The sequence below is a fragment of the Flavobacterium sp. AJR genome, assembly GCF_002156885.1.
In the GTDB taxonomy this organism is placed as follows: domain Bacteria; phylum Bacteroidota; class Bacteroidia; order Flavobacteriales; family Flavobacteriaceae; genus Flavobacterium.
In genome coordinates, this window is sequence record NZ_NCWQ01000009.1 from 29,348 (window position 1) to 48,052 (window position 18,705).

An 18,705-nucleotide genomic window follows, 5' to 3' on the forward strand; every position below is an offset into this window, starting at 1 on the left:
TGGCCTGTTTGTTAAAATATTTTATTAGGTGTTTATGCTACTTTTGCAGTAGAAATTTGTAACCAACCAGTAGTTGCTTTTTCATATATAAAAGAACCGAATGCCATATTTGTACAATGAACACGGAAACCAATTAGAGCATTAGGATATGTTGAGTTTAAATATGCTAAAGATGGTTGAGATGTTGATAGATCATTTACTATTGTTGCTTTCGCTACATAAGCACTATCAGCTTGTCCCTTGGTTACAAATTGATTATTTAAAGTTGCAGGACTACCTGAAACAGTACCATTTACTTGTAATTTATCGACTAAATTATCAACTTTAGTATTAATTAATATACCTCCAGTATTTTTAAACCTCATCCACTCATTTCCAGTTAGCATTCCAGTAATAGCTAAGTCTCGTCTAGTACCTGACTCTACACCAAAACCTGATTGAATCCAATTGGTATCAGCTCCACTTATGATTCTCATATAGCTATTTACACCTCCGTTATCTCCTAAATAAAATGGAATGTTAGGAGGAACACCTACAGCTTGCCCTGAGTCAATGATAGTTCCAGTTGTCAAAGCTCCATTTAACCATCTAGATACCCTATTGTTTGTTCCAGTTCCAGTTATGATATTTGATGGGATATCTGCTGTTGTAGCTAATGTACCTGATTTATTAGGTAGCCATAAATCATTATTTTGAGTTGGTTTTTGTGTCTGCAGCATAACACTAAAACCATCAATTATCCAAAATAGTCTTTGATACCCAAATCGGAAATAATTGGTTGCACTAACAAAGTTATATGTGGCATCTGAACTTACAGCAGAGTAAGGATAATCGGCTGTTTTGGGTGCCTTAATTACAATATTATTATCGTTTATGATTAATTTATTGGATAATGTTATAACATTTGAACGAATCCAGGCCCACCAATTAAATAGTTTTAATCGGCTCACAGTTTTTCCATCTTCTGTTACTGTTGCAGTAATTTGTGTTTCTGCATCAGAGGCAAGTGGTGTGGTTTTTAGTTCAGTAATTTCACTAAACTCCAATTCTCCTGTAGCGTTTGTAGTTAATATTTTGTTTGGTTGATTTTTCTCTAAATCAGCAACCTTTATTCTGTTATGATTTGTACTCATTTTTATATTTTTTTAATTATTTTATTCTATGGTTTAGAAGCTACACGTGCCGGAAAGATTTGCATATACTTGTGCGTTTTCTGCCAACCATGAATCTCTTTTTGCATTTGCATCAATTAGACTGCTATTAGATAAAAACATATTAGGATAAGCAGTAAGTGTTACAGTACTTCCTTTTTGTCCGTTAGGGCATTCTTTTATTTTGTCAAGGGTACTTAATGTACTATAATATCTTGGACTTGGAGGACAAAACCGAGTATCCAGAATAGGAGCGATATAATCTACATCTGAAATTAAATTATCTTTTATTTCTCCAGCAGAACTATTATCATCTGTGTAGTATAGTTCAAGTTTAGTAAAAAATTTATATCCTGTATTTCCCATATTTTTTGTTTTAATAATTTATTACTATTTCTGCTGTAGAGGAACTTTTGGTATATGTTATGTATCCCAATTGAGATGGTTTTCTTGCACCCCAAGGTATTTTTTTAGAAAAAATTAATTTTTGAACTTTACTTCCTCCTGTATTTATCATATCATATCCTTCCTTATTCATTGTGCCTCCTCTATAGGTAGTTATTTCTATTTCCATATTTTCGGTATCTCCATCATTACTTGACCATTGACAACCAATACTTACTTGTACTGTTTTTAAAGTAGAGAAATCGGTTGTGAATTTTTTGAAGTTTACTAAATATGCATCTTTTTCTGAGATTTTCTGAAGTTCACCAGATGACATCATATAGGCATCTGCCGCTTTAAGAGTGCCCTTAGGAATTTCTAGTAAAGGAGCCCAACTGACATTATATCCCAAACGATAATCATATTCAGTTCCTGTGTTAATAAATGAAGTAGAGGGTTGGATGCTTTCTCCTTTTTCTTCTCCCCATTTATAGCGTATTACCATATAATCAAAAGGCAATAATGCTGTTGTAGGTTCAATTACACAGGTAGGATTTATTCCTCTCCATGCAGTAGTCCTTGGCCTACATGTTCCTAAATTATTTGCATATGCTTGTGCATTTGCGTTTAACCATGAAGTAGCTTGTAAATTTGCATCTGCAATACTTATAGGCGATACAAATTGCTTTGCATTGGCCGTAAGCATAACAGGACTCCCTACAATTCCACCTGAACAATCATTTTTTGCTGTAGTTACAGTTTTTTCTATATTGAAGTGACCTGTAATAGGCTTATCTGGATTATTTGGATCTAGTGAAGCAAAAGGTGTATATTCTTCCATATTTTATTTTTTAAGAAGTTTTATGATTTACTGTTTAATAAACCCAAACCGTGTATTAGAGAAATCTTTAAAGTATGATTAAACATCTTTTAAAGCTTTTATTTTTTAATGTATTTGTTTTCTAATACAGGTGGTTTGAGTTAAATTATCTTTTATAAAGAGCTTGAACTATATCATTCCTCCATCAGTAATTGACCAATTGTTTGGTTGTCCTGTTAATTTGGCTCTACCTGTAGCACTGGACGAAGAATATTTTGCAGTACCAAATGATATGTCTTTTAATTTGTTTACATATTTTGAACTCCAACCGTTATAGATAGAATCTAAGTTGGCAGAAGAGAAAGTAGTTGGAGTTTTATCATCCATGAAGTAAAAAAAGTCATTAACATTTGTTACATCCCAATTTCCAAGTGGCTGATTAAATGCAGTTGCGTTATAGAACATAGAACTCATATTGATAGCAGATTGAGTATTCCAATTTCCAATAGGTTGGTTAAATGCAGTAGCTCCTGAAAACATCATTGACATGTCCGTAACATTACTTGTAATCCATTTACCTATTGGTTGATTAAATTTTTCTGTATATGTAAACATTTGGGACATATCGTTAACCTTGCTTGTGTTCCAATCTCCAATAGGTTGATTGAATAATTTTGCTGTAAAGAACATTCCGCTCATTGTAGTAACATTACTTGTATTCCAGGAACTGATATTTTGATTAAATTTATCTGAAAATCTAAACATGCAGCCCATATCTGTAACCGAATTTACAATCCATTCGTTACATCTGTTTATTGTGGTCATTTCAAAACATGATTCAAACGCATATTCTAATGATGTTGTACCAGTTAAATCTAATGTATCGGTTACTTTAGATAAGTCAAGATTTTCACACCCGCGAAAGTATCCACCTTCAGTTGTTCCTAATTTTAATATTCCCCATTGAGAAATACTTAATATTTTTGATTTATCATTGCTTCCATCAAATTTCCAACCTGTACATACACCACTAATAGAGACGGTGTAAGTTCCTGCTACAGCATAAGTATGTGTCACTTCGGGTGAATTGTATGAATTGATAATGCTAGTCTTACCATCACCCCAATCAACAGTCATATCATATGTGCCTGAAGATATTAATGGTAGTGTTATTTGATAGTCTGATGAATTGTTTGTTCTCCAGGTAGATATAAATTTCCCTCTTGGAGCAGTTGGTATTCCAATCTCTGGACTATAGACCCTTATCTCTATTGTAGCAGGTTCTATAGCGTCTGATAGTGTTCCTGTTGTCATAGCTGTACTATAAACACGTACGACATTATTGTCTTGTCTAGAGCCTCTAAGGTATTTTGTTGTTAGAAACGAGTCGGTTAATAGGACAGTTGTTTTGTCATTTATGAATGCTCCAGCTAAAGTAGCCGAATATTGGCCTACAGCATTTCTGCTCCATACAACTGTTCCTCCTAATGTGTTTTCTAGAACGGTTGCTACAGGAGCAGATGTTCCTGATTGTGTTAACAATGCAGTATATACTCTATATGGACGACGTTCTATTGTAGTCCCAGAATCAGATTCAGAACCAGATGTAGCACTTAAATTTTTATACCAATAATCTACCTCTATATTCCTATTTGTTATTGGAGAGGAGAAAGTAAGTATTGCCGTATCATAATTCAAGGTATAATCAGCTCCTTCAAGGAGTAATTGACCATTTTTAAATGCTTGAACACTAAAATTAATTGGTGATTTTTTTAAAAAGATTGTTGTACCATTAAAGTTATCAAAATTTTCTTTAAGTGGAAAGTAACAATTACCCGTAATAGTACTTACATTTTGTAAACCAGCACGCAAAAGTGCTGGTGTTACATAATGCTGATCATCGGTTCCTGTTTCGACCATCTGGATATTGGCCTTATCCTCATCTTTATGAACAAAACTATCGAAGATCTCTCCAAAATCGTTTTGTGAAGGAATATCACCATTTTCAAATTTGTTTCTAATGTTAATTCTGCTTGTAGCCATGTTGCTTTAATTTTATTTTTTGTACTATAAATGTTTTTAGATTCTCTTATTTTATATCGTAATACTTTGATTATGGTATTTTGTTTGTTAAAGAGTAAGGATGTTTTCTTCGTAGCTGAACATGCCCGAAGAGTTTTCGGAAATTAACTTGAAGTGATGATAAATTCTCTCATCGTTTTGAGTCTTGATTATTAATTCGTCGCTGTAGCCTTTTATTTCTTCCAATGGTATGATAATTTCATTTTTGTTGGATGTTGCTACATGAATTTCATCCCAATTTCCTTGATTATTCATTTTATAGAGATGATATTTACCATTATGTACAGTTTTTTCCCAATTAAAAATGACTGGTTTAAGTACCGATTTATTTGCTCCAATAGGAATCCCAGAAGCTTTTAATACAGGTGATTCGGGCGAAACATTATCAGCAATAACTGTTGCAGTAATTTTTGATGGTTGCGAAGGAGCATAATCGATATGGATAATCGTATTTTGCTCAGTCGAACTTGGATCAGCATACTCAATTTCGCGCGATACAGTAACTCTATAAAAAAGGCCTTCTCCAAACGGAATATTTTCCAAATCTTCGAAATCATCATAAACCGTCCATATATTATCAAAATCATCTGATAAGGTTTCTTCATCAATTATGATTTCTTTAACCAGTGTCATTGTTCTTGTTGATTGAGCGTTTAGTAGCGAATCGGCACGATAAATATTTATTTTCCTAATTTTATGCTCTGGTTGATATGGATTTAATTCTATCTGGATTGCAGGTTGAATTCCTAAAACAGGATTAGCCAAAACAGGCATGATTCGTTTTATTTCTGGTGTTTGTGGCGGGTTTGAGGCCACTAACTTTACAGGACCTAAAAACGGACCAAATTCACTAAAATTCATTTTAATATCCATTTCACGAACTCCATAAAAATAAATATTTTGTGAGGTTCCATCCAGGGTAAAATCTGTAAATTGAGTTATATTATCAGCAACATTGATCATTTTCATCATCGGAGCTATATCAAAATCTGAATCGGTAGGTTTTAAAATATTTCCGTTTTTGTCTTTGATTGTTTGTTTCTTGGCAATAGGAACATAACTTTCATGTGCATTAATTGCATCATAGATAATAGGTACTTCAGTAAGTGGTACAAAGGCTGTATGAACAGCTTGCTCAATAAAATGAATTGCTAATAAATGGTCTTTGATACCGTCTTCCTTAGAAATTAAAATCTGATTAAGAGCTGTTAATTTTGTAATCTTTTTTACTGATTTTTTTTGCGTTTTATTATGCCAATCGATAAAATCATTAATAGATTTTATTAATTCTTCATTGTCTGGAAGAGGAAAGCGAAATTTAAGTAAAGCATCTTCTTCTTGTGGATATTCGTTATATTCAATAAGCTTCCTCACTGGGGCAGGAACAGGCACTTGGCCAGGTTCTAACAAATCGCCAGGATTCAATTGCTTGTTGAGGTTTAATAAAGAACCAAAATCTAAAAAGTTTTCCCATCTATTGGCAAAGAACTTTTCATTGTTTCCGCCAAGTTCTTTTAGCTTTTCGCGAATCGTGTTTATTGTCTTTCTCTCATATAAAACGCTTAACAATGCTTCATCATTGGCTCGATAATGCAATATGCCATGTGGTTTATGACCATCTTTGGTACTGTATTTCGTTGTAAAAGTATAGGTCGAACGTTTAAAAAAGTCTGGTCTGGTAGCATATAAACTACCTTTTACTTCTTCGGGTTTAATAGGTTTTTCGACTGTAACGGCATACATAGGACTAGGTGTACTAATTTTAGAGTCGTAATCCAATTTATCAGAGTGGCTACGAATCCCGAATATAGAATACCTGGTATTTTCTCCTTTTTCAGGGTAAATATTCTCTTTGGTCAGGTCATAAGCTGGATTTGCAAAAAGATATGTTTTATAACTTGGATAATAGTTTACTTTTTGGTGTCCTACTCTGATTTCATCATATGTTGGGTCCATCGTAAAGCTGCCATCATCAACTAGTTTAAAATCTGAATCATTAATATAAAGGACTAAATCATCAGTTCCTCCAATATTGTCTGTGCGGAATACTTTAAATTCTTTTCTTGGTTTTACAGGAGTTGTACCTCCTTTTTCAATAGAGTGTTCTGTAAATAATCTGATGATTCCGTTGAACCATTCTACCGAGTTCTCTATGTTTTGCCCTTTATATTGTGGATGTTGCTCCAGTTTAAAACCAGGGAACGTAATTTTATATAATCCTAAATGTTTTTCATCTTCCAAAGGAATTTGGTTTCCATTAGCGTCATTTTCATAAGCTACTTCTGTGACTCTTTCTATAAAAGCTGATTCCCAAATACCTCGAGTTTTTTCTACTTGATAATTTTTATTGCCATCAGGGTCTTTAGAATAAATTGTTTCTCGATTTACCTTTTTTAGATTAGTTGGATATTGGACTTTAAAATCAATAGGACCAAGCTTATGCCAATTTGTAGGCGTTAACATATTCTCAACCAAAGTGCATAATTTGTTTTCTGGAATTATAATAGGCTGGATTTGTTCAGAATCTATAGTCGCATTTCCTTCAGAAAAGATACTTGAAGCGACTTCTTTGTTCATTACCTCAACAGTCACAGAAAAGTCATTAGGTTTTTTCGGATCAATAGAGTCAATAATTTCAACTTTATTAACAACGAAGTTTTGATTTCCTATGGTTAAAATCCCGCCGATAAAACGATCTTTATTAGTTTTTGTAATTCCTAAAACAATTTTTTCACCAGTACTAAGAATAGTGTGGCCTTTTATTGTAACAGTCGAAAGGATACTATCGTCTTGATTATTTTCAACACTAACAATTTTTGCAATTTCGCCTAATGGGAGACTATTTCTATAAAAAATATCAAAAGAGTCTGCGAATAATTCTTCATTATCAGGATAAATGGCCTCAGGATCTTCTTCAGCAACTTTAGGGTTCATTTCTTTAGGAATACTATAATTTACCAATTCATGTATTGAATAATAGTCGAAAAGGACTCTGATAAAAGTATCATCATCTGAAGTAATTTTTTCTAAACGATTTTGCTCATTTTGAGTCGTAAACATCAAAGGATTTTCCTCAGTAATCAAAAGTGCATTGATGCTACTAGGAGCCATTAATGTATTAGTAGGTTTAATATCTGAGGTAATACTTACTTGTTTACCCGATGTTGCTCTCGAAAAGATATTTATACCATATCCTTGGTATATATGAAGTCCTGTTTCTCCCTGGCGAACATTTAAGAACGATTTTTTAGATTCAGGAATAATGATAGGGGTAGGTTCATAATGAGCAATCTTTAAGTCTTTATAGACATTAGAATACTCTGAATCATGAGCTAATTCTGGTTTCCTCCAATTTAATTCTTGATTAACTTTATAATCAACTCCTGCATAAATAGGGAAGCTAAAAGTACTACCATCATATTCTATTGAAGAATTAAAGAAAAGTTCATCTGTGTCATAATCCATAACATCTTCCATAAATAAACTCGCATACCTTTTTTTTCCGTCAAAGCTATATCCGTCTTTATCTGTGATTTTTGTAGATTCATTTCCATCTTCACCTACATTTAAACCAGGTACAATTTTATTTAATTGTATAGGAAGCGGAAGACGTTCATCATTTATAGAAGTTGGAACACTCATCGAGATATGTTGTACTTTTCTTGCTCCTAAGCCGTCTTTTAAATCGCCTAAAGTGGTGTATTCTGCAAGATAAATGTAGTCCCCAGATAAAACGGTCTCTTCAGTATCTAAGTAACCAAGTCCCAACATACGAGCAATATGATAATCATTTGCAGCAATGTTTAATAAATCAAGATTTGATATTGTGGTTGTGTTATCAGCATCTTCTCCGTCTAGAGAAGCCCCCAAACTAACAGTCTCTGTTGCAGTAGGATTATCTAATAATTTGTTATTACTTAATTTAATGTAATTTTCAACGACTTCACTAATATTTCTATCATCAGCATCAGTAGTTCGGTTCCATTTATCTTTGTAATTGACAATATTTACATATTCTCCATTGTTGTATTTTAACCATTTTCCATGAACCGAATTAAGTTGAGGTTCCAATTGTTCAAATACTTTTGCTTCATCTAAGCTTAAGGCGTACTTTCCTTTTACATCCCAGCTTTCAGATTCATTTGCATGAAGAATAAAATCAGAATAAAATTCAAAATTAATTTTATTCAAACTGCAATTATTTGCTTTAAATCTTATGCTTCTGCCATTTTCTGCTTGTACTCGAACAGTATCCAGTTGAGATGAAGTATAAGTTTTTCGGACAGTAACTTTTTTCTCTACCAACTCAGCATTTCTTACCTCAGATAATGTTTCTAATCTAAGAATACTGGAGTTGTTGATTGAATTAAAATTTAGTTCTGCGGCAAAAAATAGTTCTGTCTGATTTTGAATTTCAATAAGTTTGTTTCCATAGGCTTGAATAAATCCCGATGGATTCGTTAGTGGGTTGATTGAGATTGAAGCGTACTTTTTTGCATCTCTAAAATAGACATGGAATATTCTTTTACCTCCATTCATTTTATAAACCCAGAATGCATTCTTACTATCTACTAGTTGGGGAGGAGTATTTAAATCTAGCGTAGTCGAAATTTTAGTATAAGGACTTCTATATACTTTTACAAAATCATCTTTTTTAGTAAAATTAAATTCTGTACCAGTAAATGAATCTCCTTTAGGAAGATGTTTTTCTCCCAATTCTCCAGCTAAAAGCCAGCGAAGATGTACTCCTTTTGTACTATCGTTTCCTCTTGAACCAGCAGCAGAGAGATAGAAGCTAGAAGATTGTAGCAATGTCTTTTCAGTAATGTCAACAGTAGGTCTTTTTATAACATTAAAATTAATACTGAATTTATTAGGATTATTAACTTTCTCCAGAGCTATTAGTTCTGTGAAATCTCCTGATAGTAATGGTTTTCCATCTATTAAAACGGCAACTTCTTGTTGAGAATAGGCTGGTATATTTATAGTGCTTTTTAATGTAAAAACTAGTCCGTTTAAAGTAGTTGAATTATGGATTTTTGTTCCAGCGGTTAGTTTTAAATCATTGCGACTTTCATTTTTAAGTACCAAACTACCAGCCTGTTTATGAATAATAATTCCTTTACTTAAAGCAGGATAGACCAATTTATTTTCGATAATAGTTACTTTGGCCATGCAACCAATCTCATTTATGGCTAAATCAGTGGAAAGCTTATTTAATTCGAAATTTAAATTAGCAAAATCAGGATATCTTATATAATCTGAATCTAGCATGGAAACTGTGCCAATCTTTAATACTGGCGATTTCCCTAAATAAAAACTAAGTGGTTTTACTAATTCAGTTTGGATAGTCGTTTCAGCATCATTTCCTGTTACTCCATAAACAAAAACATGAGATTTTTTGTTTAGAGTACTGTATAAATCTTTAAGTATGTTAGTATTGTTTACTTGCATACCATCTGTAACAACAATAATAATGTCGGGAGTTACAGTTAACTTATTTACAGCTTGTAGACCCGATGCCCAATAATCAGATTGAGCATTGATTGTTCTTGAGCCAAATGTATCTATCCAGTCTAAAAAGTCTTGTTTATTGCTTGAAACTCGTTTCTGAATAATATGATCTTGTCTTAAATCATTATCACTGTTTGACATTCCTATTAACGAAAGTGTCAATTTGCTAGATTCTGTTTGAGATTCAATAAAAGAAGTTAATCCACTACGTATTTGTACTGCTTCGGTTTCACTAATAGAACCTGACTCATCAACAACAATGGCTACGTAGGTTTCGCAATACGAAAGCTCTTTTTCTACATTAAAATTGATTTTAAATTGATTAGAGTTATTAATATTTTCAATAGTTATTAATTCTAAAAAATTACCAGCTTGAGTAGGCGTTCCATTTATTAGAATTGTAACTTCTGCTGAAGATTGGGCAGAAATAACAGTAGTGTTTTTAATAATAAAACCAAATCCTCCTACAGACGTTTCAGGATTATGAATTTTTGTTCCAGCAGTTAATGTTAAATCAATACGACTTTTGTTCTTGAAAATTAAACTTCCTACTTCTTTATTTATAATAGATTTTCCAACAGCTAAAGCAGGATATACTAGCTTATTTTCAATTATATCTACGTTAGCTAAACAACCAACATTAGCCGACGCTAAAGCTGAAGTTAAGGTGGTAAGCTGATCGTTTAACTCTGTAAAATCATTTAATTCGATGTAATCAGTTATTAATATAGAGTTTTGAGCTGTTTTTAAAACTGGGACTCTTTTTAAATTACTTTCCAATGCTGAATATAAATTTACAAATCTGTCTGGATCAACGCCGTAAGAATTATCTTTAACTCCGTAAACAAAAACATGAGATTTTTGGTTTAAAGTTTGATAAAAATTCTGAAGTACACTAGGATTAGTAACTTGTAAACCATCTGTAACCATAATAATAATGTCGGGCGTTACAGTTAGCTTATTTACTACTTCTAGACCAGATGCCCAATAATCAGATTGAATATTGATATTTCTAGAACGAAATGTTTTTATCCAGTTTAAAAAGTTTTGTTTGTTGTCTGAAACTCGTTTCTGAATAATATGATCTTGTCTTAAATCATGATCACTATGTGACATTCCTATTAAGGAAAGTGTCAACTTATTCGATTCTGTTTGAGATTCAATAAAAGAAGTTAATCCACTACGTATTTGTACTGCTTCGGTTTCACTAATAGAACCCGACTCATCAACAACAATGGCAATATATGTTTCACAACCCGAAGATTGACTATCTTGAAGAATTATTGGACTCATTTCCTTGTTTTTTAATATTTATATTTATGTTTTTCACGATTACTTCATTACTAGGTAATGTCAATGGCACGGTTTTCTCAATTTTTAACGTAATAGGATTTTTTACTTCAACTACTTCTCCACTATTATTCCATGTTTTATACTCAAACTTAAAGTTTAAACTATCGGCTATGATTTTCTTACTTTCAGGCATGATTAATACTTGAGCATAATCTATAGAATGCAATGTTTTGTAGTTTCCATCTTTATCAAACACTTCCTTTTCTTCTCCGTTTACCATTTCTTGTCTAGTATTTCCTATAACAACGGTATCCTTGATTTCCTCTAGTGGTATTTTAGGAATATTAAACGGTTCTGGATTACGAATTAACAATGCGACTATATCTCCAGTATTTGTATTGATAATACGATTGAATTCTGTTCCTTGTGCAGGGTCTAATGGAGATAATTTTAATATTCCTTCTATAGCACGATCAAACGAATGCTGGTATTGTAAGGCGATTGCATCACTTAATGCGTTTTCTTCTTCTTCAGAGATTATTGCATATAAACCATCTATTTGATTTTGACTTAAGTCTAACTCTATATCAAATAGGGCAGGACGTGAATCTAGTAAAACTCCTTCTGCATCTTTTTCTTCTAGCATATAACTGTTTACTTGCTCTGCAAAATCCTTGTAGCGTGAAGTTTGGAACCCAAACTGATGTATCAGTACATTTTCACCAGGGTCTTCTATTCCATTTTGATTACGATCAAATTGGTTGTTTACTAAAATGGTATAGAGTTTAGAAGGTTTTAAATCAGTTAATTTTACCGTGTAACCGTATGATTTTGGTTTTAAAGCTTTTCCTATATTCAACTGACATTTCATTATAGGGTCTTCTGGTGAATCGTTATGATTTATTGCGGTTATTAAATTGTTTAATAATTGAATTCCAATAGGAATTCTAGGATCGTTATCGTCTTCCCATTCTACATTTTTATCCTCTGCTTTAGGATATTTGGTTGGTTCATCCCCAAGTGGATATGGAATAATTTCATCGGTAAGAGGATCTTTAATAATAAGATTTAAAGCGCCCTTAATTTTAGGTCTTTTACCATATTCTTCCCAATCTTTAAGCATGTGGTATACATATGGATTTGTAAAGAATAGAGACACTTTACATTCTTTATTTCCGTAGAATGATGGTTTGGCTTGCAATAAGCTTCCATCAGCGTTAGGATAAGAACGATTGTAATCTAAGTATTGACGAAGCGATGCCAATGGAGATTTTGCTAAATCTAACAGTTCATTACTTTCAGTCTTAACTTCACCAGGTTTAACAGGAATAGGATAATGTCCTATTGGGCCTAAGGTTTTAAAACCGTAATAGTAATTAAAAGGGGTTGGGCCTTTACCAGATACCAAATCCTCTAAAGTAAAATGTAGATAGTAAGTAGTATTTGGTCTCCAGATAGGTTGTACTGTTTCCTGAATACCTTTAACCATAGCTTTTTTATCATCTTCTACAGCTTTGATATTTGGTATATTACTATTATAGATATAGTTCTCTTTACTTAACCAGCCTATTCGTTGTATGTACGTGATACAATCTAATTCATCGTTTTGTCCCCCAGTAGACCCATCACCAGAACCTCCTCCAGATCCATCACCAGACCCACCAGTAGAACCTCCTTTTGAGCAGATAGTATCATTTATCGTAATTAAATTAGAAGATTTAGATCCTCTAGTATAGTCTAAACCTGTAGTATTACTAAGCTTAGTAAAAGTAGTGCCAAAGCTTTTTAGTATAACTGTAGATGAAGTTACTGTTGGCGTGGTTTTTGGGTTTAAGGAACAGTTATCAAATTGATCATTAATTAGAGTGAAATAAACTCCTTTTTCATTCTTTTTAGTAGAAAGCATTAGTATTTCGTTCGCCGAAGGATCATTTTGAACGTTAATGATTGTAGTATCATTTGCCACATTGACTCTTTCGACCAATCGGATAAGTTGTAATGCATTATTAAATAAAAACAGATATTGCTTGTTGTAGGCTATTATCGAATTATCGCTTAGTACATAGTTTGAAAGATAAAGAGCCGAGTTAAAAACAGTACTATTCTTTACAATAATGCAATTGGTGCCGTTTACTTGGGCTAAGGCAAATTCTCCATTCGTCATTTTAATCGAAATAACGGTTTGGGTGTTAGCAATAACGGCATCGGTAATTTCGGCTATACTAGCATCTGAAAGCACTTGAGAATTAGGTGATAAAATTATAGTCTTGGCAGTTGTATTGATATTAAAACGAATGATTTTTTTATCTTTAGTAATCAAGCTAAATTCAGTACTGTTATGCTGAAGTACTTTGATCACCTTTTCGGGAACTTCAGTACGATTAATAATTGCATAATCACTTCCGCTAAGCCAATTAATTTGAGTACCATTTGCAAGCGTATTGATCCAAAGTATCTCATTATTAGCTAGTGACAATAATTTATTATAGCCCAAAGAGTACGTGTTTGCATGTTGTATTCCAAAATTTTGGTTTAATTCTGAATCTAACTCAATTATTGCTGTAGTTGCAGCAGGGCTTTGGCAACCTACTATAAAGTCATCGTTTATAATAGCTGCACCAATTCCTTTACATTGGTTAGTATCCAGAGCTTGAGTAAGTATCAAGCTATCGTTTACTTCTTGTATAGAAGTAACTATACCGTTAAACAGGCGCTCTCTTAAAAGTTTTCCTTTAGCATTGATTTGAATAAGAGCAGTAGTATTTTTTTGTGGATGGAATGAAATAAGATATGTATCTCCAAATTTCATAACATTTTCGAAAGTATAGTTTCCGTTGCCTCTATATCCATAAAAATGTGTGAAAGTAACATTTGTAGGAAGTTCAGTAGTAAGAGTAGACCTAAGAAGCGTACTAGGAGTAGAGCTACCACTATTACAACTACCTTTTTTAGGAGTAATTACAATTTTGTCTATTTTGGTCTTTAACGATGGAGTTTTTTCAAGGTCATATAGTGTTATTGCTTTTAGTAACTCATTTTTTGTATACGTTAGCTCCTTTGCGAATAATGAATCATTTTCACCCTTTTTCAGAAAAACCTCTTCATAGGTAACAAATTTTTTATCTTCTTCTGTAACTGCAGTATAAGCTTTTATACTTATTTCTGTAGCATGAGTTGTAAGGTCCAGAGTGGGTTCAATAGCCGATTGTGGAAATATAATTTCTAATTGATTATTGTTGTTAAATGATAGTGATCTACTATATCCTAGAGGGTTAGTAGCTCCGGTTATACTCATAAAGTCACCTTTTTCAATCGTATAGGTTTGTAGATTATCAGGATTAATATTTATGTCTAGTATATCACCTTCGCCAATAAGTTTAAAATATAAGCCGTTAATTTTGTCTGCCTCATATTGGGTAGGGATATAATAACGCTGCCCAATATCCTTATTTAAGAAATCAGTATATTCTTTCTCGAATTCTTCGGATACGCAGAACAGTTTAGACGGAGTGATTCCGTATTGTTCCGGAACGTGCCAGCCTGGTTCTCCCGCACTTAAAAAAGAAAACGGATTGGTTCCTAAAACACGTATAGTATCATACTGGTCTATTGCTTTTTGCCAATACGCCCATGGCAGTTCTTTTAGTTCATCTGATCTATCTGTATCTTTTACAATTGCTTCAATTGGATGATAATCTTCCCAAGAAGAAGAAATACTGTTCCAAGATTTTAAATCAATTGATTTTATAGAATATTCGTGTCTTACCTGGCGTAATGATCTGCCACCTGGAGTTGCTCTCTCAACAGGGGGCATTAAATCGGTATAATTTTGAGGCCCCGAAGTAAAACCTCCAATTTTTTGAGATAATCCTGGGTCTGGTATTACTCCTTTGTTTGTTTTAATATCAATAAATGTATCTAAAGGAATGACATTGGTAATATCACTTGCTGTTTTAGGAATATTTTCAAAATAATTTAAAGGGAAGGCTTGATTGGTAAGCATATGTACCCCTTTAACCAGCTCTAATGTTCTGTTATCTCCCTTGTCTCCTTCTGTTCCTTTAGGTAATGGGCTATAAGGAGTGTAGTCTATTGTTCTATTTAAGTCCCATTGTAATTCTATTTTGAAAGTTTTACGCACTCGTATAGGACCAAGTTTCACACGTACGCTTAAGTCTATTCTGGCATAAATTAAAAACGGTTTAAATGACTCTACGGAGAATATCGTATCTAAGACTATTTCGACGTTTATAATCCAGATTTTAATTTGTATACCTCCACCAGCAGCTATATAACCACCCATTTGCGGACGTTTAAAAGAAATATTACCACCTAATTCCAGATATGCCCATAATTTAACCTTGGCAGGACCAAAGCTTTTGTCTAAATTATAATCTAAGCTTGCTCCAGCTGCAATTCCCTGGGCAGAAAGCATGATAAATGCTTTAGCCTCAAATAATTTGAATATTGTCGCTTTGATTGGATCTTCTCGAGTACCTATATTTACATACCAAGGCTTTTGGTTTTTAAAGAAAAAACCAGCTTCTAGCAATGCGTGTAATTTAAAGATTTCTCCAGTTTTAGGGATACTAAAATCTGCACCAGCAGTTAGTTCTAAAGAATCATCTCCAAAGGCAACCGTTGCAAAAAACGGAGGATTGCTTTGATCTTCTTCGATAAGACCTAATCGACCACCAATAACATTTAAGCCGGCCTCAATATAAAATAATGTAGGAAGAGACAATAACATCATGGCTCGTAGCGACAATACATGTCCGCCATCTGCAGTAGTTCCAAATGTAGCACCAGCACCAATAGAAAAAGGGTCTTTATGTTTTAAAGAGTCAGGTGGACCGCTAAATTTGTTTATATTTATTCCGCGTTGGGGCTGTTTATAAAATTCGTACCAAGTATTATCAGATGTTAATTTTGCAGCCTCTTTCGTCGCTACATACCTAAAGCCTAATAAACCTCTAAAAGCATTAATAGATATAAAACCTAGTGGAATAGGCACTGGTAATTCTATATACGCATCTACTAAAAAGGCAGGGTGTTTTGGCATAAATCGCATACCAACTCCACCAGAAATTTTTGCTTTTGGTAACTTTAATGAAACTTCTCCAATAAACTCTTGTGATTCTCCTGGTTTAGGAAGAGAAAGCATACCGTGGATAATTGCCATAGCAGATGATTCACTTGCAGTTCCCGGAATCATTAAATCTACTTCGATAGTTTGGATTCTTAAAAATGAATCTCCATCTCCTTCTGTAGAGTAATAGTACTTAACTCCTTCTCCACGAGCGTCTAACCCTAAAGGGTTGATACTGATAGCGCCATCAAATCCCCAAAAGTTATATTTACGATTATTAATTTGAACAGAACCAAAATTGATGTTAGATACAGCCATTTGAACAGGACCAAGATCTATAGAAAGGCTTAATGGTGTAGGAATAGACCCACCTTCGAGTTCTATGTTTCCGTCGCTGTAAATACGAAGCTTCTCGATGATAATTTTTTGATCCTTCATGAATTTTTTCATGATGCCGTTAGGAAACGAGACCTCGCAAGCTGTTCCTATATAATAGTCATCATTGTCTTTCCCTAGTTCCAGACTATTAAATTTAAAGTCGACTAAGTTGAATAATGAAGCTTCAGGTTCGCTACCTTTTAAGAATGAAGCGGTAAGATTAAAATCACCATCTTCGTATAAATGACCCTCAATTTGTGTAGTAAAAGATTTTTTGGTATTTCCTTTTTCTTTGAATTTATTAAGTTCTAATAGTCCTTTTATGTTCGAACCTGTAACTTTATTTTGCTTAAAAGTAATGTCAAATTTATTGAAACCGACTCTAAAACCGTTATCTGGTGAGCCTATGGTTTTCCAGAGTGTATTTTCAATAATCGTCGATAAGAAAAATTGATATTCTTGTGCCGAGTTAAAAGTATAAATCGTAGACGGACTGTATGATGAAACTACTTTTGCATTAGTTTTTAAGGTTAGCGGATATTTAAATGGAAAGGGTAATCCTAAAGTGTTTAACTGTTGTAAATAAACTATTAAATCGCTGTAATTTTTAATTTCTTTTTCTTCAACAACATTATCTATATTGTTCTTTTCGAACATTGTAATAGGATAAACAAAGTCGAATTTGTCATTAAAATAATTAAAAGGACCACCAGTAACTGCTGGAACTGTTTCTAAAAATATATTTCCCGATAAACCACCCGTACCAATTAATAGGTCATGAGCGCCAATTTTTAGTTTAGGAGCAGTATTTTCTTCCGTTTTTTTATCGTCATGAAACCATCTGGAAGGTAAAGTTACCGATACTGCACGGGCGTAAACCCCAACAAAATCATTAGGTCTGCCATCGGCATCAGCCTCGGGAATGTTAGTTTTCTTGCTTAGATCGACTTTTAAAGTGTCTAATTCAAGTATCAATCCTGTTTTACCAATTGTTGCATGAGTAGAGGGGCTTAAAGATCCTCCCATTTCCATTTGGTACCCAATCCCAGCTTCGTTATCGGCATACAGTTGTGCCTCAGCAAATACAAACATTGATTTTGCTGTAGGGTCTTTATAAGCAGTACCATCTGCGTTAATAGGTTTTAAAATATTTTGAGGAAACTCAATACCCGCACTCAACGCAAGACTTGCTTTGGCCTTAGGCGTGATGATTCTTTTTATATGTGCTTCGATACCATCGGGGGCGATGATATTGTAAAATTCCTGTAGTCTTAGTTTTGTTTCGCTTAAATCTGATCTTAAGATATAAACAGCAAACAAAAGCAACGGAATCGATTTTGTAATTTTTGAGTTGTTATTTATTAGCGTAACAATATCTCCTATAGATTGTTCGGCACCTGCAGGAAATTTTAATTCCTTGTAGGTTGGGTCTGCAGTAACTTCTGGGAAAGTATTAATATCGGCTAGAAGTTGCTCGTATTTTGTTTTTTCATCTTTTGCCTCTACAAAAATATTAAGCATATGAGCAATTACTTGTTCTTCGCTAATACGGAAAACTTGTAGTCCTACTTTGTAAAAATCTTCGAGCGAAAACGAAAAACTACTAGAGCTAAATGTTTTTATAAATGCCAGGATCTCCCACTGGTACTCTAATGTAATTGGGAATGATGAGATAGATGAATCACCATCTGTTATATCAGGATTAAGTATAAGCGACAAGTCAAATGGTAATGGAATAGCCAGTTTCTTGCTCGTAACGATATCTAGGCTGTAAAAGGCAGAATCTCCTCGATACCCCTTAGAATATTGTAAGTTTTTATAGTGTATGTTATCAAAAACGGCATTTAAACCATCTTGAACAAATGACAAAAACTCGGGTAAATCATCTACAGTGATGACTTCCGATAATCGCGGGTAATATCTTGCTGTAGGGATTGGAACCGCTGGAATTGGATTAGTTGGCATATTCTATTTTTTTTGACTTTAATTTTTTA

The 18,705-nt window shown here is 33.4% G+C and carries 6 protein-coding genes; all 6 read right to left on the minus strand.

What is annotated here, in order from left to right; genetic code table 11:
* Positions 1–32: 32 nt before the first annotated feature.
* On the minus strand, positions 33–1,133 hold the full coding sequence (locus tag B8T70_RS03665) for a hypothetical protein (RefSeq protein WP_086893946.1): 1,101 nt from the start codon (positions 1,131–1,133) through the stop codon (positions 33–35).
* Positions 1,134–1,166: 33 nt separating this feature from the next.
* Complete coding sequence (locus B8T70_RS03670) at positions 1,167–1,517, minus strand: DUF5977 domain-containing protein (RefSeq protein ID WP_086893947.1); 351 nt, start codon at positions 1,515–1,517, stop codon at positions 1,167–1,169.
* A 10-nt stretch (positions 1,518–1,527) separates the two neighbouring features.
* Positions 1,528–2,376 (minus strand): DUF5977 domain-containing protein, encoded by an 849-nt coding sequence (locus tag B8T70_RS03675; RefSeq protein ID WP_086893948.1) that lies wholly within the window; start codon positions 2,374–2,376, stop codon positions 1,528–1,530.
* 168 nt (positions 2,377–2,544) lie between these two features.
* Positions 2,545–4,398 carry a BspA family leucine-rich repeat surface protein gene (locus tag B8T70_RS03680; protein ID WP_086893949.1) on the minus strand — a complete coding sequence of 618 codons (1,854 nt, stop codon included), beginning with the start codon at positions 4,396–4,398 and terminating at the stop codon, positions 2,545–2,547.
* An 87-nt stretch (positions 4,399–4,485) separates the two neighbouring features.
* Complete coding sequence (locus B8T70_RS03685) at positions 4,486–11,244, minus strand: vWA domain-containing protein (protein WP_086893950.1); 6,759 nt, start codon at positions 11,242–11,244, stop codon at positions 4,486–4,488.
* Complete coding sequence (locus B8T70_RS03690) at positions 11,219–18,676, minus strand: hypothetical protein (protein WP_086893951.1); 7,458 nt, start codon at positions 18,674–18,676, stop codon at positions 11,219–11,221. The genes B8T70_RS03685 and B8T70_RS03690 overlap by 26 nt, the downstream gene beginning before the upstream one ends.
* Positions 18,677–18,705: the final 29 nt, after the last annotated feature.

Coding starts and splice junctions, on each gene's coding strand:
- B8T70_RS03665 (WP_086893946.1), bottom strand. CDS start 1,133: ATGAGTACAAATCATAACAGAATAAAGGTTGCTGATTTAGAGAAAAAT.
- B8T70_RS03670 (WP_086893947.1), bottom strand. CDS start 1,517: ATGGGAAATACAGGATATAAATTTTTTACTAAACTTGAACTATACTAC.
- B8T70_RS03685 (WP_086893950.1), bottom strand. CDS start 11,244: ATGAGTCCAATAATTCTTCAAGATAGTCAATCTTCGGGTTGTGAAACA.
- B8T70_RS03690 (WP_086893951.1), bottom strand. CDS start 18,676: ATGCCAACTAATCCAATTCCAGCGGTTCCAATCCCTACAGCAAGATAT.
- B8T70_RS03680 (WP_086893949.1), bottom strand. CDS start 4,398: ATGGCTACAAGCAGAATTAACATTAGAAACAAATTTGAAAATGGTGAT.
- B8T70_RS03675 (WP_086893948.1), bottom strand. CDS start 2,376: ATGGAAGAATATACACCTTTTGCTTCACTAGATCCAAATAATCCAGAT.